This is a genomic window from Bradyrhizobium sp. LA6.1, from assembly GCF_040547805.1.
Taxonomy (GTDB): domain Bacteria; phylum Pseudomonadota; class Alphaproteobacteria; order Rhizobiales; family Xanthobacteraceae; genus Bradyrhizobium; species Bradyrhizobium barranii.
Genome location: NZ_JBEPQK010000025.1, coordinates 106663 through 130572 on the forward strand (window position 1 = coordinate 106663; position 23910 = coordinate 130572).

The 23910-nt window shown below is 62.8% G+C and carries 20 protein-coding genes and 1 pseudogene; 3 read left to right on the plus strand and 18 right to left on the minus strand.

Annotated elements, in window-relative coordinates:
* Positions 1–3: 3 nt before the first annotated feature.
* From ABIB99_RS39835 to ABIB99_RS39850, 4 genes are all read right to left on the minus strand, one after another.
* Positions 4–1164, minus strand: a complete 1161-nt coding sequence (locus tag ABIB99_RS39835) for an efflux RND transporter periplasmic adaptor subunit (RefSeq protein ID WP_354121935.1) — start codon at positions 1162–1164, stop codon at positions 4–6.
* Between the two features lie 11 nt (positions 1165–1175).
* Positions 1176–1457, minus strand: a complete 282-nt coding sequence (locus ABIB99_RS39840) for a metal-sensing transcriptional repressor (RefSeq protein WP_354121934.1) — start codon at positions 1455–1457, stop codon at positions 1176–1178.
* A 100-nt stretch (positions 1458–1557) separates the two neighbouring features.
* Entirely contained in the window at positions 1558–2616 is a 1059-nt protein-coding gene (locus ABIB99_RS39845; RefSeq protein ID WP_354181146.1) for a nickel/cobalt efflux transporter, read from the minus strand.
* Positions 2617–2621: 5 nt separating this feature from the next.
* Complete coding sequence (locus ABIB99_RS39850) at positions 2622–2900, minus strand: metal/formaldehyde-sensitive transcriptional repressor (RefSeq protein WP_354121991.1); 279 nt, start codon at positions 2898–2900, stop codon at positions 2622–2624.
* A 48-nt stretch (positions 2901–2948) separates the two neighbouring features.
* Here ABIB99_RS39850 and ABIB99_RS39855 point away from each other — a divergent pair, with 48 nt between their 5' ends.
* Both ABIB99_RS39855 and ABIB99_RS39860 read left to right on the plus strand, forming a co-directional pair.
* Positions 2949–3371, plus strand: coding sequence for a hypothetical protein (locus ABIB99_RS39855; RefSeq protein ID WP_354121932.1), 423 nt, complete (start codon positions 2949–2951; stop codon positions 3369–3371).
* Positions 3372–3780: 409 nt separating this feature from the next.
* Positions 3781–4020 (plus strand): annotated as a pseudogene (locus ABIB99_RS39860) (DUF6538 domain-containing protein); the annotation flags it as partial.
* Here the strand turns inward: ABIB99_RS39860 and ABIB99_RS39865 are convergent.
* The 8 genes from ABIB99_RS39865 to ABIB99_RS39900 all read right to left on the minus strand — a co-directional run bounded on the left by ABIB99_RS39865 (position 3993) and on the right by ABIB99_RS39900 (position 15593).
* Positions 3993–4523 (minus strand): hypothetical protein, encoded by a 531-nt coding sequence (locus ABIB99_RS39865; RefSeq protein WP_354121931.1) that lies wholly within the window; start codon positions 4521–4523, stop codon positions 3993–3995. The pseudogene ABIB99_RS39860 and the gene ABIB99_RS39865 overlap by 28 nt on opposite strands.
* A 232-nt stretch (positions 4524–4755) precedes the next feature.
* Positions 4756–5622 carry a DUF7007 domain-containing protein gene (locus ABIB99_RS39870; RefSeq protein ID WP_354121930.1) on the minus strand — a complete coding sequence of 289 codons (867 nt, stop codon included), beginning with the start codon at positions 5620–5622 and terminating at the stop codon, positions 4756–4758.
* Positions 5619–6095, minus strand: coding sequence for a UCP036055 family protein (locus tag ABIB99_RS39875; protein WP_354121929.1), 477 nt, complete (start codon positions 6093–6095; stop codon positions 5619–5621). Before ABIB99_RS39875 ends, ABIB99_RS39870 begins: the two co-directional genes overlap by 4 nt.
* A gap of 90 nt (positions 6096–6185) precedes the next feature.
* Positions 6186–7862 carry a ParB/RepB/Spo0J family partition protein gene (locus ABIB99_RS39880; protein WP_354121928.1) on the minus strand — a complete coding sequence of 559 codons (1677 nt, stop codon included), beginning with the start codon at positions 7860–7862 and terminating at the stop codon, positions 6186–6188.
* A gap of 254 nt (positions 7863–8116) precedes the next feature.
* Positions 8117–13210, minus strand: coding sequence for a helicase-like domain-containing protein (locus tag ABIB99_RS39885; protein WP_354121927.1), 5094 nt, complete (start codon positions 13208–13210; stop codon positions 8117–8119).
* Between the two features lie 166 nt (positions 13211–13376).
* Positions 13377–13982, minus strand: a complete 606-nt coding sequence (locus ABIB99_RS39890; protein ID WP_354121926.1) for a DUF1419 domain-containing protein — start codon at positions 13980–13982, stop codon at positions 13377–13379.
* A 321-nt stretch (positions 13983–14303) separates the two neighbouring features.
* Positions 14304–15212, minus strand: coding sequence for a DUF3991 and toprim domain-containing protein (locus tag ABIB99_RS39895; RefSeq protein ID WP_354121925.1), 909 nt, complete (start codon positions 15210–15212; stop codon positions 14304–14306).
* 204 nt (positions 15213–15416) lie between these two features.
* Entirely contained in the window at positions 15417–15593 is a 177-nt protein-coding gene (locus ABIB99_RS39900) for a hypothetical protein (protein ID WP_354121924.1), read from the minus strand.
* A gap of 622 nt (positions 15594–16215) precedes the next feature.
* Here ABIB99_RS39900 and ABIB99_RS39905 point away from each other — a divergent pair.
* Positions 16216–16602 (plus strand): response regulator, encoded by a 387-nt coding sequence (locus ABIB99_RS39905; RefSeq protein WP_354116204.1) that lies wholly within the window; start codon positions 16216–16218, stop codon positions 16600–16602.
* A gap of 37 nt (positions 16603–16639) precedes the next feature.
* Here ABIB99_RS39905 and ABIB99_RS39910 read toward each other — a convergent pair whose 3' ends face one another.
* The 6 genes from ABIB99_RS39910 to ABIB99_RS39935 all read right to left on the minus strand — a co-directional run bounded on the left by ABIB99_RS39910 (position 16640) and on the right by ABIB99_RS39935 (position 23290).
* Positions 16640–17848: a sensor histidine kinase gene (locus ABIB99_RS39910; protein WP_354121990.1), complete on the minus strand. Its 1209-nt coding sequence runs from the start codon at positions 17846–17848 to the stop codon at positions 16640–16642.
* 311 nt (positions 17849–18159) lie between these two features.
* Complete coding sequence (locus tag ABIB99_RS39915; RefSeq protein WP_354116205.1) at positions 18160–18684, minus strand: hypothetical protein; 525 nt, start codon at positions 18682–18684, stop codon at positions 18160–18162.
* Between the two features lie 74 nt (positions 18685–18758).
* Positions 18759–20651, minus strand: coding sequence for a response regulator (locus ABIB99_RS39920; protein WP_354121923.1), 1893 nt, complete (start codon positions 20649–20651; stop codon positions 18759–18761).
* A 29-nt stretch (positions 20652–20680) separates the two neighbouring features.
* Positions 20681–22162 (minus strand): circadian clock protein KaiC, encoded by a 1482-nt coding sequence (gene kaiC, locus ABIB99_RS39925; protein ID WP_354116207.1) that lies wholly within the window; start codon positions 22160–22162, stop codon positions 20681–20683.
* A complete protein-coding gene (locus ABIB99_RS39930) occupies positions 22159–22449 on the minus strand; it encodes a circadian clock KaiB family protein (protein WP_354116208.1) in 291 nt (96 codons plus the stop codon). The genes kaiC and ABIB99_RS39930 overlap by 4 nt, the downstream gene beginning before the upstream one ends.
* 169 nt (positions 22450–22618) lie before the next feature.
* Positions 22619–23290, minus strand: a complete 672-nt coding sequence (locus tag ABIB99_RS39935) for a helix-turn-helix transcriptional regulator (RefSeq protein ID WP_354116209.1) — start codon at positions 23288–23290, stop codon at positions 22619–22621.
* Between the last annotated feature and the right edge of the window lie 620 nt (positions 23291–23910).

Genomic DNA, 23910 nt, shown 5'->3' on the forward strand with positions numbered 1-23910 from the left:
CGCTCAGTCCTCGTCGCCGGGCTTGGATACCTCCGCCTTGAGCGGGAAGGTGTTCGAGGCGGCGACGGTCTCGCCGACAGCCAGGCCGGAGACGATCTCGACGACCGGTCCGTCCCGTCCGCCGAGCACGACATTGCGCGCTTCGAAACCGCCCTTGGTCCGGACGAAGACGGCCTTGCGCCCAACGACGGTCTGGATCGCGGCGAAGGGGACGGCGACCGCCGCATCATGCCTTTCGACGGCAATGTTCGCCGTGACGAAGGAGCCGGGGCGCCATCGGCCGCCGGCGTTGTCGAGCGAGACCACGACGCGGGCCGTGCGCGTGTCCTTGTCGAGTAGCGGGCTGACGAACGTGATCTTGCCCGAACCGGTCTCCGCGATTCCACGTACGGCCACGGCGACATCCTGGCCCTCCCTGACCAGGGGCAGGTCGATCGACGAGACCGCCAGTTCCACCCAGACCCGGCTGAGGTCGACGATGACGAAGAGCTCGGTCTCCAGACTGTCTCGTCCGACCGCGGTGCCGAGTTCCACCTTTCGCTCGACGATGCGTCCGGAGATGGGGGCGCGGACGTTCTGGCTGCGCAACGTCCCATCCGGCGCCTGCGGTAGACCGGCGATCTCCGCATCGCTGACGCCGAGCGCCATCAGCTTCTGGCGAGCGATGCCGAAGCGCATTTCGATCTGCGCCGCCGCGTTGCGCGACTTGATGTACTGCTGTTCGGGGACGGCGCGGCCTTCCCATAGCGATTTGTCGCGCGCGGTGAGGTCCTGCTGCAGTTCGTTCGAGAGTTTGGTGGAGAGAAATTCGCTTTTGGCGTCGGCGACCTCGCGGCTCTCCAGAACGCCCAGGATTTCGTCTTTCGCGACGTCGTCGCCGATGTTCTTCCGCAAATCCGCGACCGTGCCCGAAACTTTGATGGAGACGTGCGCGACCCGGCCTGCATCGGGAACGATCGTGCCGGGGACCGTCAGCCGCTTGGCAATCGAAGCAGGCCCCGCCTGACGGACTTCGATGCCGGCGAGCTTGATGCGTTCGTCGTCCATGACGATGGCCGCCCGCTTCGCGGAACCCGACTGCGCGCTTGCCGGCACGATGGCGCCTGCAATCGCCGCAAGCGTCACGACGAGAATCGTGGAAGCCGTCCGTACACGCAGGACCATTTGCTGCTCCGCTACAGGTAGCGCGAGATCGCCTTGAACTCGGCGAGAACGCTCTTGGTCGACTTGCCCGACCCGCCGTTGGCGGCAGCGTCCAGGCAGTTGTCGACGTGATCGTGGATCAGGGTCTTCTTCGCCTCGGAAATCGCCTTCTCGACGGCGTGCAGTTGCTGCGCCAGGTCGAGACATGGTCGACCATCAGCGAGCATCGCGATGACTTTCTGGAGGTGCCCGTCGGCCCGCTTCAGCCGCTTGACGATTTCCGGGTGGCTTTCGTGGACGTGGTCCTTGCTCATGGTCCGATATCCTATCCTCTGGGAGGGGATACCTGAGACCAAAGGTTCCTGCAACGAGCCCGTGGGGCCGCTCGGCACGGCAAATCGACGCGGCCGCGGTTCAGATCATCAATTCGTGCAGGCCCGACCAGCCCGTGTAGAGGCCGACCAGGACGATCAACGCGGCGGAAACATAAGGCGCGCGATGCGCGAAGCGGCTGAAACCACTCCAGTGGCGTTCGACGTGCCGGATGCTGAGAGCGGCGACGACGCCTGCGGATACCATCGTGATGGCCAGGCCGATGCCGAAGCAGAGCACCAGCACGAAGCCGAGGCTGAACTGCTTCAACTGGATGCAGAGCAAAAGAACGGTGATGGCCGCCGGGCACGGGATCAGGCCGCCGGTGAGACCGAACAGTACGATCTGCGGCGTGGTGACGGTGCGTCCCGCGAAGCGCTTGCGGATGTCGGCGGCATGAGCGCGGGCGTGCGCGTCGTCCTGTTCGCCGAGATCCATGTGGTCGTGATCGTGCTCCTCGAACAGCACCTCGGCGACGTCGCCGGCGAGCGCGAGGCGCGCCTTGAAGGCCTGCGGCTCCGGTATCTCACCGAGGCTTTCCACGTATCCGTCGCGGTCGGCGAACGCGAAGGTCTGCTCGGTGCCGTCGGCGCGAACGGTCGTCACCCGGACGTCGGCGGAGGATAGGCCGCCGGCCTTGCTGCGGATCCGCCAGCGCGGCGGAACGCCTTTCTCGAAGATCTCGATCGACAGAGTCCGGCCCGCGAGCGTGACGACCTGCGGTTCGTCGTGATGATCGTGAGCGTGTTCCTCGTTCTGCTCATGCCAGGTGCGCCAAACCATCCAGGCGGCGACCCCGAGGATGACGGCCGCGGACACGATCTGAAGATAGGCTTCGCTGCGTTCTCCGGAGAGATCTTGGCCGAAGTAGAGGCCGAGAAGGGCGATCGCCCAAACGACGGCGGTGTGCGAGGTCGTCGCCGACAGCCCGAGAAGCACGGCCTGGAAGACCGTGCCGCGGATCGCGACAATGAAGGCGGCCATCATGGTCTTGGAGTGACCGGGCTCAAGCCCGTGCAGCGCGCCGAGCAGGATGGCGCTGGGGACGAACAGCCAGGTGTGTGCGCTGCTCTGCTGGAGCAGTTGCGACAGATCGATCATGCGATTCACTTCAGGTAGGTTCTGACGACGTCGATCAAGTCCGCGGCGCCCTTGGCCTTCTCGGGATCCTTCTCTCGATCCGGATCCACGACGTGATGCCGGATGTGGTCTTCGAGAAGTTCAGTGGTCAGACCGCCGACGGCGCCCCGGACCGACGCGACCAGCATTAGGACATCCGTGCAGCCGAGTTCGGCCTCCAGCGCACGCTCGATGGCCTCCAATTGTCCTTTGATGCGTTTCACCCGCGCCAGGAGCTTCGATTTCTGCTTGATCGTATGTGACATGACCATAATATAGGGGGGTATCCTATTGGCGTCAAGTTGGAGCGGTCCATGGCGATCGGATCGTGGTCTGGGAAGTTGAGTCTGGGACTACAGCGTGTTTCGATACTTCGGTCGTCGGCACGCGGTGCTTTGCTGTATTGCGCCCTTCTGATGTGTTCGACACTCGAGGCCAACTCCAGAGGCAGCGGCGTTGGCAAAGACGACCCATGGAATCCCCATCACATCGACGGGCTGCCCGCCGAGGTCAGGCAGTACATCGCCGCGATTTGCAGAGGGCCGGCTGCCGCCCAGCATGATTTCGCCACCTACCTCCCTCAAGAGAAGCGCTGGCGCATCAACCTCGAGTACCTCCACTGCGACGGTCTGGAGGACAGATATCGGCAGGGTGGTCAATGCTTGGACGTCGACTTCGTCGAGGTCGGGTCGCACTTTCGTCTCGCCAGCAAGCAATACAGGAGCTGCGGGTTCTGAGCAGGACGTTTTACGGTCGTCGCAGGTCCAACCACGCCAGCGTTCTCTTACTCCGCGCCACGTTGCCCTGCGAAGCCGCGCTATGGCTCTTTCATGGCGTCGACCGCCGGCGGAAATTTAAGGGTTGGGCCAGAACTCGAATGAGTCACTAGATTCGGCGACTGACGGCGATCAGGCCGTGCGGTGCCACTGCAAATTGCCTTTGGCTAGTCGCTTGACGGCACTGTTTTCGATGACCGATTTATTGGACGGGCTTTTGTCGAAGGCGAAATCCCCTTTCCCGGTAGCTCAAACGGTGGGTTTTGATGTAGGAAGGTCGAAAATGCTTTATCTTTCAATGGAGATTGACTGACACTCTCTCCGCCACGGACCCGCGCAAGCGCCTTGGAAGAATCCGCGCAGCAAGGTCTGGTGGTTTCGTCGCCGCGTTCCCTCGAAGTACCGAGTTCTCGGGCTTCCCGCCGAGATCAAGCTCTCGCTCGAGACCAAGGACTGGGACGATGCCGACGATCTGTGTCAGAGCATAAACCTCGATATCGAGCGTCGCTGGAAAGCCGGTCTCGAGAATCTAGAAAGACCGCCGATTGACACTCGCGCTCCAATTGGTGGGCCCTTCGCCTCTCACCGCCACGCAGCGGAAACGCGATGACGCGTCCGAAACTGGGCGATCGCCGTCTCCTGCCGATCGAGCTTGCGCGTGAGAGCGTCGATCTCGCCGCGACGAGCCAAGGCGAGCTCCGCGACATGCTGCTGAAACAGCCGCTCATCCGCATTCGTCCAGCTCGATGCGTTACGGCCGCGCTGCCTTCGCTTCGTCCGGTCGGTGATCGTCAGCCGTTCGGCCCGTGACGCGATCTGGCGCTCGATGAGGCCGAGACGGCGCTGCGTCTCGGCTTGCGCGGCTTTCATGCGCGCGAGTAGGAGGCGTTGGTCTTGACGCTCAATCATCGCTCCGTCCTCACGGGCCATAGAGGAGGCGGACTCGTCGGGAGTGTTGTCGTCCGGGAGGGACACCGCGGCGATGGATGAAGCGACGTCGTCGCCAGCGACGCCCCGCGCCGAATCGATGCCAGCGTGCTTGCGCATGCCTGGCGTAAGGATGCCGTCGAGTGCGTAGGCGATGGCGCTCTCGGGATAATGGTGCACGTGCATGAGGAGATCGACGGCGACAAGGCATTCATGGCTGAATCTCCTTTCTGTCGACGTCAGCCGGGCAGGGCTTCGGCGCGTGGATGGATACGCGCACGGCGCACCTCCAAGCATCGGTGCCGGTGAAATGCCGTCGGAGCCGCGGATGCCAGACGACGAGGACCGGCGTTTCGCCGTCCTCGGCAGTGGCCGTGCGCCAGCCGAAAGCTTTGGCAATGAGGCGCCATGGCATGGATCACCTCCATCCGACGATGTCGGAGGGGCCGCCGTAGACCTGGTGGCGCGCCTCATCGATCACGAAGCCGAAGCGGCTGACCTGATATTCGTCGGAAGGGACGAGGAAGCGACGCTCCTCAGTCCCGGGCCCGCGCTTGCCGCCCGGCGTGGCGACAGTTTCGACGAAGCCGGCCGCGTGCTTCGAGGTGATAGCCGACACGACGATCCAGTCCCGCGCGTGCGCCTGCTCAAAGGCGCGGCGGTCCTTTTCGTAGAACTCGCCCGGCTTGAGGATCGCGCCGAAGATCGTCTCCCAGGCGTCCGGCCAACTGTCCTTGATCGTTCTCTCGGCGCAACGGCGTTCGAACGCCGTGAAGACATGCGGGAAGGTGATCGCCACGATCGCCCATTCGGCATCTTCCTCGTACCAGCCACCCTTCGAGCGAAGCATGGGGTGGACCTTGCGGTTTCGCTGGGCCGAGAGCTTGAAACCGCCGTGCCCAGCCGCGGAATGCGCCGCAACGCCTTCAGCGTAGACGGTCGCGCCCTGCGAGGCGCCCCAAGGCGTGTGGTCGCGCGAATGGACTTCGACGCGACCGAGCATCCTGCGCTCGCGTTGATGCTCGGCGTTTTCGAGCACGCGGGCGCGGAATGCGACCTCGTCGGCGAGCTCACCGGAGTGTCCGTAGAAATTGGAGCGCGTCCATTCGCCCATCGGGCGAGAGATGCGCCAGCCCGTCACGAGAAAATGCCGGCCGTCACGGATCGGCGCCATCGCAAAGGCCGTCTCGCCGACAAGCGCGACGAGAAGGCCGTCAGCGCTGCGGCCAAAAGAGACGCCCTGGGTTTCTGGGGCTTGGTCGGAAGCGGGAGACAACGCGTTCATGCCGCGGTCCTCCCCTCGATGATGTCGGCGCCTGCCTCGTCGGCCGTCACTTCTTGCAGCACGGCGTGCGGATAGCCGTGGCGTGTCAGCCACTCCTTCGCGTCCGCCTCGTTCGTGGCGAGATAGACGAGTTCGGCGTCATCACCGGCGCGGTCGAGCACGCGGACCGAGCCGATGGCTGGACGTTCGACGACGGTGAAGTGGAGCTTCGACTCGAGCGAAAACGTCCGGTGGACGCGGATGGCGATGACGCCGCCGGCGCCATAGTCGACCTCGTGCAGGGTGAAACAGGCCGACAGCGAGACATTGCCGACGCCTCGTCCGCCCCGCTTTCGGATCAGGCGGCCCCCGCTATTGCTGGACTGCCAGGCGGCGAGTTTCTTCCTGAAGCGCGCCGGCGGCTGCGGCGTTCCGTCGGACCAGGCGATAATCGAGCCGATGGGTGCGTTGTCGAAGATCGTGTGCGCGGACATCGTGTCCTCCTCAGTTGCGTGTGCGTGGAAACAAAGCCGCCGCCGGCTGGGCCGGCGGCGGTGGATCATTCGAAGAACAGGCGCGTTCCTCTATTCGGCCGCCTCCCTGAATGCCTCGGTTTCTTCGTCAGAGAGGTCATCTCCCATGCCGGCGGCGTCCTCTTCAGCCTCATCGGCGTCTGCCGGCGTCTCGCTCGACGATAACCATTGCGAAAGCTTCACGGCGTCCGGCGCGAAGAGCGCTGCGGGATGGACGAAGTGGCCTTCCTTGAAATGCTCAACGAGGGCAGCGCGCGTGTCCTTCACCCGCTGGCGCGGCAGGACTGGCGTCTCCTTGCACGACGCCTCGAGCGCTGTGCGCGACAGGCAGGAGAGGAAGTTCTCCGTGCCCATGTTCGGCAGGAAGGTGTCCGCGCCAATCACCTCGCCGGCGACGCGGGCGACGATGCCGCTATTGGTAGCGTTCTCCCGGCACGAGAATACGTCGACCAGCATGGTGCGCGCCGCGACACGAAGCGTGTCCATGTCGAAGGAGAGCTTGCCGGCGCCGTCGAACAGTGCCGCCGCGTTCTTCGCAAGCCGGCTGTGGCCGTAATAGGTCCCGCCGCTTCCCGTCGTCACGGACACGTTCTGGCCTGCGAAGGCGAGGATCAGGAGCGCCATCAGCGTGTCGTCCTCGATCGGCGTCCGGCCGAGCGCCTCGCGCAGCGCGTCGGTGCGGTAGTCGCCGATCATCTCGACGCCCTTGCGCGTCACGTCGGGACGTGGCTTCGAGACTTCGCCGACATCGTCCGGAGCGTTGTCAGAACCGGAGCCGGTCTTACCCTTCGGATTCTTCGCCGCAGGCATACGGTAGTGCACCGTCTGCACGCGGCCGTCGCGGTCGAGATACATCGCGGTGCAGTCCGACTTCGCCGGCTTGCCGTGGACGCGCTCGGCCTTCGGCGGCAGCTTCACCTCGCCGTAGTTGGTGGTCTCGGCGATAATGTCTTTCTTCGGCAGGTTGGCCGCCATCCACTCCTGCTGCGCGCCGAGGAACGCCTCGACGTCTGTGGTGTAGCGGCTGTCTTCGTCGGCGGGAGCGAAGAGATCCTCGACCCAATGAATGCCGTAGGCCTTCGCGAGGTCGTCGCCGAAGCTGGCGTGACGAGCAAACATCCGGGTCTTCTGCAACGCCTGTGCGACGCTCCACCACGAGACCTGCGGATCAGCCTTCGACGGCTTGTGCTTCTTCCAGACCTCCTTCTGCTCATCGAGCGAGGCGGCAGCGATCGTGCGGAGCTGGCGCTCGTCGGGCATGTCGCCCTTGGCCATGTGGTCGAGCATCGCTGGCAGCACGTTGGCCAGCAAACGAAGTTTCCTGATCTGACGCACCGGCAGCGCGAGCGCGACGCCGATCGCCTCCTCCGTCCAAGCGAGCGCGACCAGACGCTCGATTGCGCGCCACTGGTCGATCGGGTTCAGCGCCTCGCGGGCGATATTCTCGACCATCGAGCGCATGGCGCCGTTATCGTTCGCCGCCTCGTCGACGAGCACGTCGATCTCCTCGAGGCCGGCGGCGATCGCCTGCTTCACGCGGCGGTGGCCGGCATTGATGACGTAGCCGTTGCCGCCGCCTGTCTCAGGCGTGATGACTGGCGGCTGGACGATGCCGACGGCCTTGATCGTGGCGAGCAGTAGAGCGTCGGCCTGGGGAGTCGATTTCGTCTGGCGCATGCGCTCGGGGTTCTCCTTCAGCGCGCGCGGATCGACCTTGATCAGTTGCATGGGAAGGCTCCTTTTGGGGTTGCGGACCGGCGTCGCCGGCCCTTGCTCGTCTTCTTCCCGAAGACACCCCTGGGCCCTGCGGAGCGGACGGGCCGGTGCAACTGCGGCCGTGCATCCCTGGCCGGCAGGCCGAGCGGGGCAAAGCCCTGCGCAGGACGACGGGCAGGGATCGCGCAGGCGGCGGTTGAGCGCCAGCGTCGGCGGCCCGCCCGATCTGCGAGCGGGCCTTCTCCCTTCCTCTCTCCTCCCTTTTTTCATGCGGCCGCGGCCAGCTCACCAGAGCTTTCGCTGTCCTCCGCCAAGGCCTTCTCCACCTCGCCCAACTGCCGGCGCTTTTCGGCAAGCTCGCCGGCGAAGGCGAAGTCCCCGCCATCGCGGGACTCGTAAGACGCAAGCCGTCGGCGGGCGTCGGCGAGGCGCTGGCGATAGCGCTCCCGTTCGCCCTCGAACTCGGCCAGCGCGTGCTCAAGACGGGCGATTGCGCCGATCGGCGTGACCGTCACCGGCAACTCGATCTCGTACTCGGCGCCGGTTCGCTGCAGCATGGTGGTGTAGCGGTAGCCGTCGTGACCGATGCGCTCGCCGCTGTACGCGACGCCGAAGCCTCCGATCGAGGCGATGACGGTCTCGCCCTCGTACTGAAGCTGCACCAGCGTCAGGATCTCCTTCATCAGCGCGCGGCCAGCGAGCTTGCGCTCCGCGTAGGGCGTTCCGGTCACCGCCGCGGAGAAGGCGTCACCGGCGGTCGGGACACGACGCTTGATGTCCCGGCCGATCTCGCCGATGCGACGGCTGGAGAGCTCGATGTCGCACTCGGCCTCGCGCATCTGCCGCCGCACAGCGTGCTGGTGGTCGATGTGCGCAGCCCTCAGCCGTTCGAGCCGCGCGATGTCGGCTTCGAGGCCAGCTTTCTGCATCAAGCGCGGGTCACCCGACGCGATCGCCTTTGCCATGGCGAACTGGTTGGCCTGGCTCTCCCCCATGTCCTCGAGCCGGCGGATCGAGGTATCGCCGGAGAGCGCGGCGGCGATAAAGCGGGCCTTGCGCTCGTTGTTCTGCCACATCTGCGCATCGAGGCTGCCTTCGGTCCCATAGGCGAAGATGTCTATCTCATCGTGCTGGTTGCCCTGCCGCACGATGCGGCCCTCGCGCTGCTCGATCTGCGACGGAAGCCAGGGCACGTCGAGGTGGTGCAAAGCCTTCAGGCGAAGCTGCGCGTTGACGCCGGTGCCCATCGTATCAGACGAGCCGATCAGGAAGCGGACCTTGCCGGCGCGCACATCACCGAACAGGCGCTGCTTCGCCTCCGACTTCTTGTAATCCTGCATGAAGGCGATCTCGCCCGGTGGCACGCCGAGACGGACCAGCTCGTCGCGGATCCAGCGGTAGGCGGAGAAGCCGCGGCTCTTCTCGACGCTGATGGTGCCGAGATCGGAGAAGATCATCTGCGCGGCGCCGGGCAGCTCGAAGGGCTTGCCATCCGCGCGCGTGTAGCTGCTCTCGGCTGTCTCGCTCCAGATCCGGAAGGCGTTGCCGACGAGCAGATTCAGCTTGTTGTCGGCCTCGTTGTCGCCATCCGGATCAACCAGACGCAGGTCGATTGCAGCGTGGCGGCCGTCGGTGATGACCGAAAGCAGGATGTCATCGCCAGGCTCCGGTGCGCGGTCGCGCTCCTCGATCGCCTTGATGCGCTCGCCGAGCCGGGCCTGGTAGCCCTTGAACGCCGGCGATGGCTTCGCGGTAAGGATCTGCCGTTTGCCGGTCGAGACCGCCGGCACCTTTACGCACTGGCGTAGGTCATCCGGCATCACCACGTCCGCGAAGGAGCGGAACATAGCGATGAGCTCCGGCACGTTGACGAACGTGGCGAAGCGCGTCACGGGCTTGTACTTCCCGGAGGGCTGCAGCTCAAGTTCGGTCGTGACGTCGCCAAATGTGCTCGCCCAGGCGTCGAACTCGTGCAGGCCGCGCTCGACGAGCGCCTCGTAGCCGAGGTAGCGCTGGACCGAGAACATCTCGCCGAGCGTGTTGGTGATCGGCGTGCCAGAGGCGAGCACGAGCGCGCGGCCAGGGTTCTTCGTCTCGATGAAGCGGGATTTGACGTAGAGGTCCCAGGCGCGCTGCGAGCCGTTCGGATCCACGCCCTTCAGCGTCGACATATTGGTCGCGAAGGAAAGCTTCCTGAACTCCTGCGCCTCGTCGACGATGATCTGGTCGACGCCAATTTCGGAGATGGTCAGCAGGTCGTCCTTGCGGATCGAAAGCGATTCCAGGCGCTCCCGCAAGCCCTCCTTCAATCGCTCGAGGCGCTTGCGCGAGACGCGATCGTCACTTTCGACCTTGGTCAGCAGTGCTTCGTAGAGCTCGAGTTCGTCCTGGATCAGCTGCTGCTCGAACGCCGACGGCACCGCGATGAATCGGAACGCGCTGTGCGTGATGATGATCGCGTCCCAGGTTGCAGTTGCCGCGCGCGACAGGAAGCGGTGTCGCTTGTCCTTGATAAAATTGGTCTCGTCGGCGACGAGGATGCGGGCGTTCGGGTAGAGCGCCAGGAACTCGCGCGCGGCCTGCGCCAGGCAGTGCCCCGGAACGACCAGCATCACCTTGGCAACGAGGCCAAGCCGGCGCTGCTCCATGACGGCGGCGGCCATCGTCATGGTCTTGCCGGCGCCCACCGCGTGCGCCAGGTAGGTCGAGCCGGCCGAGATGATGCGCCAGATGCCGCGCTTCTGGTGCCCATAAAGAACGAAAGCGCCAGAGGCGCCCGGAAGCTTCAGGTGCGAGCCATCGAAAGCTCTCGGCGCAATGTTGTTGAAGCGGTCATTGTAGACGCGCGCAAGACGGTCCGTGCGATCGGGATCGGACCAGATCCAGCGCAGGAACGCGTCCTTGATCTTCGAGAGCTTCGTCTTTGCGGCTTCGGTGTCGACGACATTGAGGACGCGGCGCTCGCTGTCGCCATCCTTGACCGTGTCGAAGATCTGGGGGACGCGGCTGTTCAGCGCGTCGGCGAGAAGCTCGCCGGCGTGCCGGCGGTCGGTGCCCCACTCCGACGTGCCGGCCGCCATCCAGGCAAGCTGACGTGCCTCCACGGTCCACGATGCGAGCTCCGGCATGTGGTGGATTCTGATCTCGGCGTCCATGGTTTCCTTCACGAAGGCGACGACATCGGCGGCCGGAATCCACGGCGCGCCCAGACGCGCGGTGATGTCGGAGGGCTTAAGGTCTGCGGGCTGCACGCCTTGCAACGCCGTAAGGTTCGGCTCGTAGGAAGGGTCGAGCGCGGCAGCGGCCTCCGCAATCTTCAGCTTGTCCCGCACGTGGCCAGAGAGGTAGGCGTCGGCCGTCTGCCACGAGCCGTCAGCGGGGTCGCGAAAGATGGCGCTGCCGAGTTCGGCGACGACGTCGTCGCGGTCCCGGTGCAGCAGCTCGGCGATGTGGTCGATGTCGACGCGGCCGCGCTCGTTAAGGACGACGGCGAGCGCGTCTGCCGCGCTGGTGATTTCCGGGGCTGCCGGCGGCGCGATCACCCGCTCAGTGAAGATCGGCCCGGGCTTCGTGGTGTTGGTCTCGAGGTCGTAGTCCTCGATCGAGGCGACCAGCCAGCAGTCGGGGTCGTCGAGGAAGGGCTGGATGTTCAGCCGGCGGTGCGTTTCGCGCACCTCGCCGGTCTCCTCGTCCTCGGCGGTCGAGACCTTCGTGAAGTTGATCGGGCCGAAGTCCCGAACGAAGTTCGACCAGGCGATGCGCAGCCTGACCTGGGCGTCCTTCCACGGCCGGTCGAGCTCCTGCGCCTTCAACACCTCGCGCACGGCGTCGCGGACCGGAATCAGCTTCCGGATGATGCGCACGTGCTTTTCCGGGATGCCGTCGGCGCTGCGGCCCTTGCGCGCTTTCACCGCGACCGGGTCGCCGTCCAGGACCTGCATCAAGCCGTGGGCCTTGTCGAAGAAGTAGCTGCCCTCGCGCACGTGGCTATCAGCAGGCCACTCGGCGTCAGATGGACCGCCGGCTTCTTCCAGGTCGGGATCGATCACCTCCGGCTCGCCGTCGTAGACGGCTTCCGGAAGGAGGTCGATCGCGGCTTTGAGCATCGCTTCGAGATCCTCGTCCTCGCGCGGCAGGCATGTGTAGGCCTCGCCGAAAGGACCGGACGCGAGCGCGTGCGCGCCGAGCACGAAATCCGGGCGCTGCGCGAACCATCGGTTCACGCGGATCGCGCTCTCGTCTTCCGCCGCCAGCCGAACCTCGTCGAGGTCGAGCCACGACAGGTCGCCTTCCGCGTCGCCGATCTTGCGCTTGCGGAAGAACAGGATGTCGACGACGACGTCGGTGCCGGCGCTGGCGCGGAAGCCGCCCTCGGGCAGGCGAATGGCTGCGATCAGGTCGGCCGACTTCGCGATGTGCTGACGCGCCGATGCGTCCGCCTTGTCCATCGTGCCGGAGCTCGTGACGACGGCGGCGAGGGCGCCGGGCTTCAGGAGGTCGATTGCCCTTGCGATGAAATAGTCGTGCAGTCGAAGGCCCATCGACCTGTACAGGCGATCCGAGCGCACGGTCCGGTCCGAGAATGGCGGATTGCCGACGGCGAGGTCAAAACTCGCCGGCAGCTCGGTGCGCGCGAAATCGCCTGTGACGATCCGCGCCCGCGGCTGCAGCAGCCGGGCGATGCGCGCGGTGACGGGGTCGAGCTCGACGCCCGTGACGTGGGAGGTCGCGCGTAATTCGTCCGGCATCAGCGCCGGAAACAGCCCGGTGCCCATGCCCGGCTCGAGCACGCGGCCGCCGCGCCAGCCGAGGCGCTGCAGGCCCGACCAGATCGCGCGGACGATGAACTCAGGCGTGAAGTGGGCGTACTGGGTGCACCGCGCAAGCGAGGCGTAGCCGGCGTCGTCGACCGCGTCCTCAAGGTCGGCGCCGATCTCCCCCCAGCCCTGCGCGAACTCGGATTCACCCGGCTTGCGGAAGACGCCGTTGGCGAGCTCGGAAGCGCCGAAGCCCGTGAAGCGGATCAACTGCCGCTGCTCGTCCGGCAAGGCGGGCCGCTGCTCCGCCTCGATCTGCGCGGCGAGCCGGATGGCGGCAACACTGTCGCGGGCGCGCTGCTTCCAGCCCGTTGCCAGACCGCGCTCGCTGGCGAGGTGGACGTTGTCGCCGCGCATACGCGTCTTGGGCGCACAAGGCCGCACAGGTGCGAGCGCCGGCGCGGCGGCGGCCGGCGGCGGCGGGTCGCGGTCATGGTCGTCGCCGTCCAAGTCGGCGGCGAAGGCGGTGACGCCGAGGCCGAGGCCCGACGAGAGGGCGGTGATGCCGAAGAGGTCGATGGTGAAAGGGTCGTCCTGCGCCATTGGAAATGTCCTTCTGCTGGGCGCGCGCGACCGCGCCGCCGTCGCGAGCTGCGGCGGACGGCACGGCGTTGCGGGATTGACGAGAGAGCCGGCGGGAGCCCGGGTGCCGAATTGCGCAGCCCGGCGCAGGGCCGGGCTGTTCGCAGCTTGAGGAGAGCGGGTCCGGCTAGGCCGCGACCGCCTCCGGCAGGTGGCGGAGCTGCACCGGCAGTTTCGCTGCGATCTCCATTTCGGTGAGGTCATCCAGCAGCTTCAGCGCGGTGCCATGCTGGCCAGCGTAGACGAGCACGGTGCGGCGGCCGCGCACGGCGGCGGGCCAGCGCTCGCCGGCGTAGCCGCGATAGTCGTCATGCGTGCTCGACCAGATGTGCTCGAGCCGCTCTTCGCGCGTCATCGCGCGGACAGGACGCGACTCGCGCTCGATGATCGCGGCCTTCATCCGCTCCGGCGACGCTCTGTCCGACAGGTCGCAATAGCCATGGAACCAGCGCATCTGGCCGTCAATCGACAGGGACAGGAAAACGCTTGTCACGCTTGCCGTCATGAATTCGCGCATTGCGAACATGTCGCCTCGCATCCACAGTGGCGGCAGGATCTCGAGCGTGTAGTCATGCTCGGACTCAGCAATCTGGAACCACTCGCCGGCGAAGAAGTGTCCTGCCTCGCCCTCGGCCATGGCCGGATTGCCCCGATGGCGGTTGAACATACGGTGCATCTCGTGGCGCGTCGCGACGCCTTCGAAGATTTTGCGAATGGTGGGTAAGATGTGCATTGGCGGCTCCTCTTGGCCTGGCCGGACTGAAGCGCGAGCGATCCGCCTGATCTCCTCGTCACTTCAGTCCTTCATCACACCTCCTCGGCGGCCGCCTCACCGGTCCGGCGAGTCAAGGGCCGCGGAACGCGGGCGAAGCTCACCCTTGACGCGCCGGCCGGGCATGTGGCAGCGGTTTACCCCCTTCGTTCTTTCTCCCTCCTTATTTCGGACTTCCTGTCGCATCGCTCAGGGGCATAGCCCCGCCATTGCGATCATGCGGGAGCCTTCGCCGCGCCGCCCGCGAGTTCGCGCGTCGGGCGGGCCTCCGGCATCGATTGCTCAGCTGTTCTCCAGTCTCTTCGCCAACTCCATCAGATCCTCATTCCAGTCGCCGGCGCACGGTCGCAATCGCGCATACTGCCCGCTCGTGTCCGCGGCGATGGCACGAACGCGATCGGCGTAGATGTCACCCTGTCGATTGTTGTCGGTTGCTGCCACAAGCCGGGCGTTGGCGCGCTTGGCCAAGCTGCGGATGGCTTCCTCGGTCGCCGGCGACCAGCCACCTCCGGTGCTGACATAGAGGGTATCGGGGAGTCGGACCTCGATCGCGGCAAGGCTCATGGCATCGATGGCCGCCTCAGTGATGCAGATCCGCTCGGACCCGGGCGGTCCGAAGCGGAACAGATCCTTGGCGCCGTCACTGGCGAAGCCGCGCCATGCCGGCCCACGCTCCTCCCAGCCCGTGAGCGCTCCAGCAGAATCGCTATGTGCCGCCCACATGCTGCCTTTTGGCCCCTCACGCAAACGATCGCAGGCGACCGCCTGCTCCACGATTTCAGCCGGCAGCCCGCGTTCATCGGTGAGATAGCGCCAGGCTCGCGAGCCCGAGCGCGGCTTGAAGCGATGTCCCCACCGCTCAGCAATAGACTCAAGCACCTTCAGCCTTGCCGGACGCTGCCACGCCGGCGTGCTGGGGACGAAGCCAATCGTATCGGCAACACGGTCGCATGCGTCAGAGAAACCTACAGATCCAAGATGTCCGGCGAGAGAAAATACGTCCCCTTTCGCCGGCGACAACGGGTCGAACCAGCCGCGCCCTCCGTGGATGACAATGATGATATTGCTGTCGCGGCGATACTTGATCGCGCGTCGGGTGCTTTCCTTGACATCGACCTTCCAACCGTCCTTCTCCAGCAGGGCCGCGCAGCCGACCTTTTGGCGCAGCTCTTCGATTTCTCTCTTGTCCATTTGTCTGCACCGGACTCGCGCAAGGGAGTCCGCCTCCTTCTTCTGTTGGTCTCACTCGCTCCTAGACTTCCGGAACATCCCCGACCGGCCGCGAAGCCTGCCGATTGCAAGGGCGCGCTGACCAAGGGCCAGTCGTCGCATCGTCCGACGCGGCGAAGCCTCCCTTGCAGCCGGCATGGCGCCAGCGGCAGCCGGTCACCCGGCTCAATGAGCCGGGCTCCAGGGGTCGTACTCGTGAACGATGGCGTCTTGATCGCCGTCGTACTCGCTGGAGACCATCACGCTAAATTCGTTATCAGCCTGGAAGAGAATGACCGGCACCATGAGCGTGCGGGCCAGATCGAAGGCGTGGTTCTGAGCGAGAGTGAGATTGTGCGACATTGAAGGCTCCCGTCTTGCGGCGGGGACCATCCCCGCTCGACAGGCGCCGACGTGTTCGGGGGCGGCTGCGGTCACCTCGAGAGGCGAAGCCGGAGAGGTCGCACGCTTGCGTAGCGAACCCCTTGCGGGTTGATCGTGGAAGGCCGCACCAGAACCAAGGAAAGCCCATTCGAGAGCGGGGTTGGTACTTCACCGGGAGCATGAGCCAAAACGCACATAGTTGGTCCCGCGGATAACCCAAGCGCAGGCTGCTTCGCGAATTGTTCATTCAAAGTATTGAAGGTCGTCGGCATCGCGCGCACACATGGATTAGATTCCGTGCCTATTACCTGAGTTTTTCGGATTGGGCCAAAGACGAGAGCTGCGCGATCGTCCGGAATTGAGAGAGCATAGCCGGGTTATTTTTTGGCATACTTTCGAGCCGCCTGCAGGCCCTTCGCCAGGGCTTGATTTCTCAGGGCAAGGATCGGTGCCGCCAGCAACTCGGCGCAGGGGCCTACCGCGCTCGAGGGGCGAGGGCCGAGCATGGAGACCGTCTTGTGTTCACTTTTGGACCTTTCTAAGGGAACCGATCCTTGTGTTTCGAGTCATCCCGCAGGCAATGAAGCCCAGGAGCTGGTGCTTGGATCAACCCCTTCCCATTCTGGTGGTCGAAGACGACCATTTGGTCCAAGAGATCGTCAAAGACGCTCTCATCGAAGGCGGCTTCGAAGTTGTGATCGCTTCCTCCGGCGAGCAGGCAATGAGTTCGCTCGATGCGAGCAAGCCCAAATACCGCGCCCTGGTAACTGACATCAAATTGGGTGGGAAGATCGAGGGTTGGGAAATCGCGAAGCGTGCCAGAGAAATCGATCCGGCGCTTCCGGTCGTCTACATGACCGGCGACAGCGCGGACAATTGGGCTGCCAACGGCGTCCCCAACAGCATTCTTCTGACCAAACCCTTCGCGCCGGCGCAGCTCATCACCGCCGTTTCCCAGCTTCTCAACACCGGCACGTCCACCACTTAGGGGCGCCTTAACGCCTGTCGCCCAAACCGATCGCTCGTTATGAGAGAGAGGTGTCGAGTGGCACGTCGAGTTGAATTGTAGCGCCCTTTGGTTCGGTCGCGGACACAGTGATACGCGCGTCAAGCTGGCCGACGAGGCTCTTGATCACCTTGAAGCCAAGGCTCGCGCGAGGCTGGTCAAAGTCGAAATCTTTCGGGAGTCCGATGCCTTGATCGGATACCTCGACATGAAGGTCTTGGCCGCGCTGTTCCCCGGAGACGCGGACCTCGCCCGAACCCGAAGGGTAAGCATGCTTGGCAGCGTTGGTCACAAGCTCATTAATAAGGAGTCCGAGCGGTATCGCCTTGTCGGCTGAGACCATCAGATGGGCGAACTTGCAGCTTACGTTGTGGCCTGGCGAGGTTTCCTGCAGCTTGTGGCAGAGCTCGCCAGCGAAGTCGGCGATGTCAACAAAGCCGATCTGGTTGCTTCGCCAGAGATGGTCATGCACCTGCGCTATCGTCGTGATGCGCGAAGCAGCGTCGCTGAGCGCGTTTTGAACGTCCTTCTGCGCGTTGTGGCCCTGCACGCGCAACAGCCCGACGACGGACGCCAAGCTGTTCTTGACGCGATGGCTCATCTCGCGCGTCAGCATGGCCTGATACTCCAGGGAATCGCGGAGTTGGGCGTCGGCATGTTGCCGCTCGATGGCGATGCCGAGCAATCCGGCGAAACCCGCAAGGAAATCAGCATCGGCAAGGTCGAACTGGCCTGCATCGGGACTGTCGACTTCGAGTACGCCGAACGGCAGATGGCCTTCGCCGCCTCGCGCGATCAGGACGTTAATAGCCCGTTTGACGCCATGGTCCGCCAACAATCTCGGCGTGCGGAACCGGGTTTCTTCCTGAAGGTGGTTCGAGATCACGATTTGCCCGGTATGGAACGCGTACCCCGCTGGCGATTCCATATCGATCCCAAGAGAGACGTTGCCTATCGTTTCCGGCGCCCACCCGACGCCTGCACACACCAGCAGCCGTTTTTCGTCCGGCATATATTTCAGGACCTTCGCAAACGGAGCATCGAGACCTTGCGCGCACAGTTCGGTGGCACGCTGGAGGATCTGTGTGATGTCGCGGGTCTGCAGGGCGGAACGTCCGAATTCGCCCAGCAGGGACTGCTGCCGCAAACGGTACGGAAGCTCCTCTCTCGACCTCGCGGTCGATGCCGCCGGAGAGGATACCGACTCCTTTCCCGGTGAGATGGACATAATTTGCCAGTCCTTATTGCCGATCTCGACCAAGGTCGAGCGCCTGGACCCTAGCATGCCCAGGTTTGGCGGACACAGGAATCCGGCGGGAGCGTTGCAAGTCGCCGCCCCCGGGCTCGTTAGCGCTGGAAAATCAACCCGAACAAGGGTGGGAGAGTCGGAAACCCACGTCGAGAAGCAAAATCGTCAAGTGCCGAACATCTCCAGGCTCAAGCATGCCTTCGAGTTAGGTTCTTGCATATCGGACTCACCGTTGTGGCCGAATAGATGAACGGCACGACAACGACGGCTCGCGCTCAGCGTCGCTCTATTTAAGGCTTCCGGTCGGGTGCCACGAACGGATTGGTCTCTGCACCCTCTCGACTATTTTTCTCGAAACAAGCTTCGAGACGCTCAAACGCTGCAGAACTGCCGTCCAGCGGGATACGCAGCGTAGCGCCCTCTCCGCGGACATCTAGAACGTTAGCGGATCGAAGTTTTCCGTTAAACGGACGATCGGCAAGCGCGACCGTCACACCCTTCGTTTCAGCGAGGGCTTTGGCTTCAACGGACTGCGAACCCGCGACCAAGCGGACGGGGTAGGCTTTACCCCGATCGAGCTTCCATTTCGGGGAATCCAGAAGAAGCAGAAGCCCGTCTTGAGTCCGCGTAAAGCTGATGCCGAGGCCGCCTGTTGAACGATTCATGACACAGGAATCGAACTTGTCGGCCTTGTAACTCGTCGCAATTTCCCACGAGCCAACGGTCACGGTCTGGCTGTTCTGGGATTGAGCGACGGACGACGAAGTTGGACAGATGGAAATTACCAGAAGTGAAAGTGCAAGCACCGTGCGCATGGCTTACCCTCCATTTTACGGGTCCTGGATCTTTGCGTTCGTCCGAAGCGAAGGGAAAAGGCCTTCTAGCAACATCATTGTTTTGACCATAACCGAATGCCAAATCTTTGAAGCGCGGCCAGGAGTTCCTTAGGAACAAATGGCTTTGACAGAACCGTCAATCGGTCATCCTGTGCAAACCGACTACGAACGTTATCGTCGGCATAACCGGTCGCAAGGACAATGGGCAGGTCAGGCCGGACTGCGCGAATATCTGCGATCAATTCATCGCCGCGCCGATCAGGCAATCCGAGGTCGATAATAGCGCCGGCAAGCTCGTCCTGCTCAGCGCGAAATTTGGCCCATCCCTCTGAGGCGCTGGCGGCTTCGATGGAAACGCATCCGGCGTCAGCGAGAGTGTCTGCGACAAACATTTGGAGCAGAAACTCATCCTCAACCACGAGAATTCGAGTTTCTCCCCGCTCTTTATGACGATCTAGCAATTCCCGAATTCGCGTTGCGAGTGCGGAGTAGGAGAAGGGCTTGCTGAGCAATTCGATCTGGGCATCGAGCCTGCCCTCGTGGACCAAGGCGCCGGCGGCATAAGCCGTCGTCATTAATATTTGAATGGAGGCGTGGATCGCCCGAGCGCGTTCCGCCAACACGCGTCCATCCATTCCACCCGGCAGTCCAAGGTCGGTAAACATCAGGCAAATGTCGTTCTCACGCCTAAGAATATCCAACGCGGACGCGCCATCGATGGCTTCGAACACCCGATAGCCCAGTTCCCGCAGGCTGTTGGCCGCGTAGTTACGAACGTCCGCCTCGTCCTCAACGACAAGGATCGTCTCGCTTTGTTTGCCGAGCGGCACAGCAATTGCTTGGGGCTCGGCAATAGGGGTCCAGGTGGGAACAGCCGCATCTAGGACCTTCGGCAGATAAAGTTTGGCTGACGTGCCGATACCCGGTTCGCTGTAAAGCTTCACGTGGCCGCCGCTCTGTTTGATGAATCCGTAAACCTGGCTCAGCCCCAAACCTGTTCCGCGTCCACCGGTCTTTGTCGTGAAGAACGGCTCAAAGACCTGCTGGAGCACATCGGGCGTCATGCCCATTCCCGTGTCTGTAACGGTGATGAGAACGTAAGATCCTCTGCTGACATCGATATCGCTCGTTGCGTACGCAGCATCGATCTCGACATTGTCCGTCTCGATCACAAGTTGCCCGCCCGATGGCATCGCATCTCGCGCGTTGACCGCAAGATTCAGAATTGCCGCTTCGAGTTCGGTCGGATCGATTTCAACGCTCCAGGCGTCTTCGACCAATCTGGTCCGCACGACGATCTGCTCGCCCAGCGTACGTTGAAGTAAATCGGACATCCCAGAAACAAGAAGGTTGACGTCAAGCAACTGAGGTTCGAGCGGTTTCCGCCGCGCAAAAGCCAGCAACTTCTCCGTGAGCTTTGCCGCCTGTCGCGCGCCGCGGCTGGCGTTTTCGAGCGCGCGTGACAAGGCAGGATCGGTGATGGCGCATCGGCGCTGAACGCTTTCCAGATTGCCAAGCACGACAGTCAGCAGATTATTGAAATCGTGCGCTATCCCAGCCGTCAGCTGTCCGACCGCCTCCATTTTTGCCGAATGCCTCAGACGTTCCTCGGCTGCCTTGCGGGCCGAGACATCTCGAAGGCTTGCAAGGCGGACAGGCTGACGATCCCAGGTTGTTTCGACGATCCGAATTTCTGCGTCAATTTGATCGCCATCCGGCTTGTGAATAGCGATCTCGGCCGTGTCTCCGGCGATAAACGGTATTCCGATCGGACTCCCGATTAATAGCTCGGCGTGCCGCCCGAAAATCTCCTCGGCAGCGGGGTTGGCAAACAAGACATTCCCGCCCTCGTCAATGACAATAATCCCATCGGCATTCTTCTCGACGAGGAATCTGATCTCGGCTTGATCGATGCCGCTACGAGACTTGGCATCCGCACTATTCATGGTACCGACCTTGCCGTGGGTTCACCGCTTCATTGTCCAACGTCATCATTGGTGAACACATTTGGCACGTCTTTGAAGGTTTCGCCAAAGTGCATACCGGCACCGTCGATTGTGAACTTCCGAATTTCCTTGGCATGTTCGCTGCCACGCATCTTCAGCACCATAAGACCTCGATGCATGGTGTTCTGCTCCTGGATGTAGCGCAGCAAGATGATGGAATCAGTCAACGTCGAAATGTGTTGCTCGCTGACGCTCTCGCCGCCGATGAGGGATTTGCTGGTGGCGGTGCAAAGCCCGGCGATTTCGCGCTTCTTGATGAAGGAGGTGAGGCTGATCAGAAATTCGCGGAACCCGGTATCTGGAGCGATCCGTTCCAATGCCGACAGGCTGTCCACGGCGATTCGGTTCGGCTGGAATTCATCGACCAGGCTCTGGATCGTAAGCAGATGATCGGGCAGCCCCTGAGCCTCGGGATAAAGACAGACGATTTTGAGCTTTCCCGCGGCTTCCATCTGGGCAAAATCGGCGCCCCAGCCGCTCGCGTTGCGGAAGAGCTGGCCTTTGCTTTCCTCGTATCCAAACAGAATGGCTTTCTCTCCGGCTGTTACGCCCCCGGCGAGAAAATTGGTGACGAGCAGGGTCTTGCCGGTGCCAGTGGCCCCGCTCACTAGGGTCACGCTATCGCGAAAAAGCCCGCCCCCGCACATTTTGTCGATTTCAGAATTTCCGCTTGTGACACGCACCGTGCTCGATTGCTGTTCGAGACGAAGCGAGGAAAGCGGGACGGCGACGACGCCTTGGTTCGCCAGCAGGGTGAAGGGTGCCTCACCCTCGGCGTGGTGGCTCCCGCGCATCTTGAGGACTTCGATGGTGCGGCGACGCTTTTCTCGATGAAGCACGTTGCGCAAGATGACAACGTTATCAGCAACGAATTCTTCCAAGCGATGTCGAGTGATCTCTCCATACTCACTGTTACGTTCCGCCGTCATAAGCACGGTGAGGCCGGTCTTTTTGAGGGCGCTGCTAATATGAAACAGCTCGCGGCGAAGGATCTTCGGGTCGCCAATAAAATGGTCAAAAAGTTGAGTAAGCGAATCGAGAACGACACGCTTGGCATTGACCGTCTTGACCGCGTGCTGAATGCGTGAAAGCAGACCAACCAAATCGAAATCGCCGATAATCAGTTCGTCGCTTGCTGGTGGGCTGGCGTCCACAAACCCCAAGCGGCCTTCCTTACGCCATTTCGCGAGTTCCCAGCCAAATCCCAGCATATTGGCTTCAATATCCGCCGGAGGCTCCTCAAACGTTACAAGCACGCCATTCTCACCAAACGTGGTAATTCCGTGAGCGAGAAATTGCGTGGCAAAGACTGTCTTGCCGCTCCCGGGCGTGCCGCCAACCACGGTGGTTCGGGCGCGAGGCAATCCGCCCATGACCAGTTCATCGAAGGCCTGAACGCCGGTCTGCACCCGATCCAGCACGGCAGCAACGTCGACATCCTCGGTGGTCATGCTTTTTTTCCTTCAGATTCGATACCGAGAAAATCGAGCACTCTCTCCACGTCGCTGAGATCACCGATTATCCGCCGCGGGCGAACAGGGTGTTCAAAAGCGAGGGTCGGTGTGGCGATGATCGCAGCTTGCTCGGCTAGTTCTGGATTCTTGAGCACATCGACAATTTCGACTTCCAGCTCGTTGTGCGACTTTGCGACGTCTCGCAGGCGCCGCAAATTCTGCTCCGCTCGGCGAGAGGTCGCTGACGGTCCGGCGATGTAGAGTCGAAGCACGAGGTTGGTCACGTCGGAATCGCCTTCTTGGCGCTGAAAACATCGGGCGTCGCCGATGAAGCCGCAGCGGACCTCGCACCGCGCGTGCGGACCATGGCGGCACTTCCGAATGCCACCGTGAGTCGTCTTAGAAGACACGGTGAGCCCGCTTCCGGCAAGAGAGAGAGAAATACCAACCCTACTAGTAGAGTCCGCCGCCTTGTGGCATTTGGCCCGGGCGTCTCGACGAACGTCGCGGGCTCAACGCGTCGTCTCTTGTAACCGCACGCTCGCGCGCCCAGATAACGGCCGCACTACGGCGGTTTACGCCAATTTTGCGGTACAGGGACGCAATATGATTGCGAACCGTGTTCTGGGAAAGATGGAGCGTCTCGCTCATCTGGGAATCGCTTCGCCCTTCGCAAATTAGCCACAGCACTTCGCGTTCCCGGCCGGTTAAAATATCAATGTCGGACGATCGCGGGGCCGATCGCGTGCCTTGGCGCAGAGCGCTGAATTTCTCGACGATCATACGGGTGAGCCAGGAGCTGTCGGCCATGATGGCCTCAATCGCGGCGATGAACTGCCACGGCTCCTTTTGATCGCCGGTCTGTTGAATGACGCACACCGGGCGCGGCTCATTATCAATCATGACGTCGGCGGTCGTAATGAAGCAATCCAGCGCCGGGCGCTCAGACCTGCGTATTGGCAACTCAAGCTTATGGAGGCCACCGTTAAGCCGACGGCGCAAGTTGTCGTCGATCCAGACGATTTGTCCTGAGGCATCTACAAGAATGGCGCCATCCCCGAGAGCAGAAGCGATTGGCTTCAACTCTTCATCATCTCGCGCAAAATCCTTCGTCACCTGGTCCATGACGGCTCCCTGTGTTGATAAATGACAGGAAAGAATTGGAATGTGCCGAGATAACTTTACGAGGCTAAACTGGTTCCGACCTACTAATTCCCTAGTAGATCGGAACTATTTCCGGTCTAACGGCACGGAGAAGGGCAAATCTCAATCGCTGGCCGCCCACTATCTTTGAGCAATCGGTGGACAGGCGTGAGAAATGGCCTTCAACAATTCGCTCGCTTCGGGCCAGAAATTCATTTGCGACGATCAACGCGCAAATGGTGGACTGCATTGTTGCCGCCACACGCCGCGATGGCTTAATTTACCGCAGCCTCCAGCCCGTCTGAGCTCCTGGCAAAGGGGCCTTGAGGTCGCGCACGGCTGGCTTTCGACGCCGTAACGTCACTGAACCAAGCTCCCAACGAGGCTGATTCAAGGTGGCGGTTATATTCGTTTCGGCTAGGCTAGAATCGGATGAGAACAAACGGTGACGAACACCGATGTACGCGGAAGGGCCTATTTTTCAAGGGCTTCCGAGCACTGCGCGGAGATCGTGTCCCGTTGCGTGGTGTAGCTGGCGGTGGGTCACCGCGTTCACCGGCAAGAGCCGGGCAGGTCAGCTGGCGATCGCCGGAAGGCTGACG

What these genes read in the sequence shown, in the direction of transcription:
- ABIB99_RS39835 (WP_354121935.1), bottom strand. Translation starts at nt 1,164, where the DNA reads ATGGTCCTGCGTGTACGGACGGCTTCCACGATTCTCGTCGTGACGCTT.
- ABIB99_RS39840 (WP_354121934.1), bottom strand. Translation starts at nt 1,457, where the DNA reads ATGAGCAAGGACCACGTCCACGAAAGCCACCCGGAAATCGTCAAGCGG.
- ABIB99_RS39845 (WP_354181146.1), bottom strand. Translation starts at nt 2,616, where the DNA reads ATGATCGATCTGTCGCAACTGCTCCAGCAGAGCAGCGCACACACCTGG.
- ABIB99_RS39850 (WP_354121991.1), bottom strand. Translation starts at nt 2,900, where the DNA reads ATGTCACATACGATCAAGCAGAAATCGAAGCTCCTGGCGCGGGTGAAA.
- ABIB99_RS39855 (WP_354121932.1), top strand. Translation starts at nt 2,949, where the DNA reads ATGGCGATCGGATCGTGGTCTGGGAAGTTGAGTCTGGGACTACAGCGT.
- ABIB99_RS39865 (WP_354121931.1), bottom strand. Translation starts at nt 4,523, where the DNA reads ATGCACGTGCACCATTATCCCGAGAGCGCCATCGCCTACGCACTCGAC.
- ABIB99_RS39870 (WP_354121930.1), bottom strand. Translation starts at nt 5,622, where the DNA reads ATGAACGCGTTGTCTCCCGCTTCCGACCAAGCCCCAGAAACCCAGGGC.
- ABIB99_RS39875 (WP_354121929.1), bottom strand. Translation starts at nt 6,095, where the DNA reads ATGTCCGCGCACACGATCTTCGACAACGCACCCATCGGCTCGATTATC.
- ABIB99_RS39880 (WP_354121928.1), bottom strand. Translation starts at nt 7,862, where the DNA reads ATGCAACTGATCAAGGTCGATCCGCGCGCGCTGAAGGAGAACCCCGAG.
- ABIB99_RS39885 (WP_354121927.1), bottom strand. Translation starts at nt 13,210, where the DNA reads ATGGCGCAGGACGACCCTTTCACCATCGACCTCTTCGGCATCACCGCC.
- ABIB99_RS39890 (WP_354121926.1), bottom strand. Translation starts at nt 13,982, where the DNA reads ATGCACATCTTACCCACCATTCGCAAAATCTTCGAAGGCGTCGCGACG.
- ABIB99_RS39895 (WP_354121925.1), bottom strand. Translation starts at nt 15,212, where the DNA reads ATGGACAAGAGAGAAATCGAAGAGCTGCGCCAAAAGGTCGGCTGCGCG.
- ABIB99_RS39900 (WP_354121924.1), bottom strand. Translation starts at nt 15,593, where the DNA reads ATGTCGCACAATCTCACTCTCGCTCAGAACCACGCCTTCGATCTGGCC.
- ABIB99_RS39910 (WP_354121990.1), bottom strand. Translation starts at nt 17,848, where the DNA reads ATGTCCATCTCACCGGGAAAGGAGTCGGTATCCTCTCCGGCGGCATCG.
- ABIB99_RS39915 (WP_354116205.1), bottom strand. Translation starts at nt 18,684, where the DNA reads ATGCGCACGGTGCTTGCACTTTCACTTCTGGTAATTTCCATCTGTCCA.
- ABIB99_RS39920 (WP_354121923.1), bottom strand. Translation starts at nt 20,651, where the DNA reads ATGAATAGTGCGGATGCCAAGTCTCGTAGCGGCATCGATCAAGCCGAG.
- kaiC (WP_354116207.1), bottom strand. Translation starts at nt 22,162, where the DNA reads ATGACCACCGAGGATGTCGACGTTGCTGCCGTGCTGGATCGGGTGCAG.
- ABIB99_RS39935 (WP_354116209.1), bottom strand. Translation starts at nt 23,290, where the DNA reads ATGGACCAGGTGACGAAGGATTTTGCGCGAGATGATGAAGAGTTGAAG.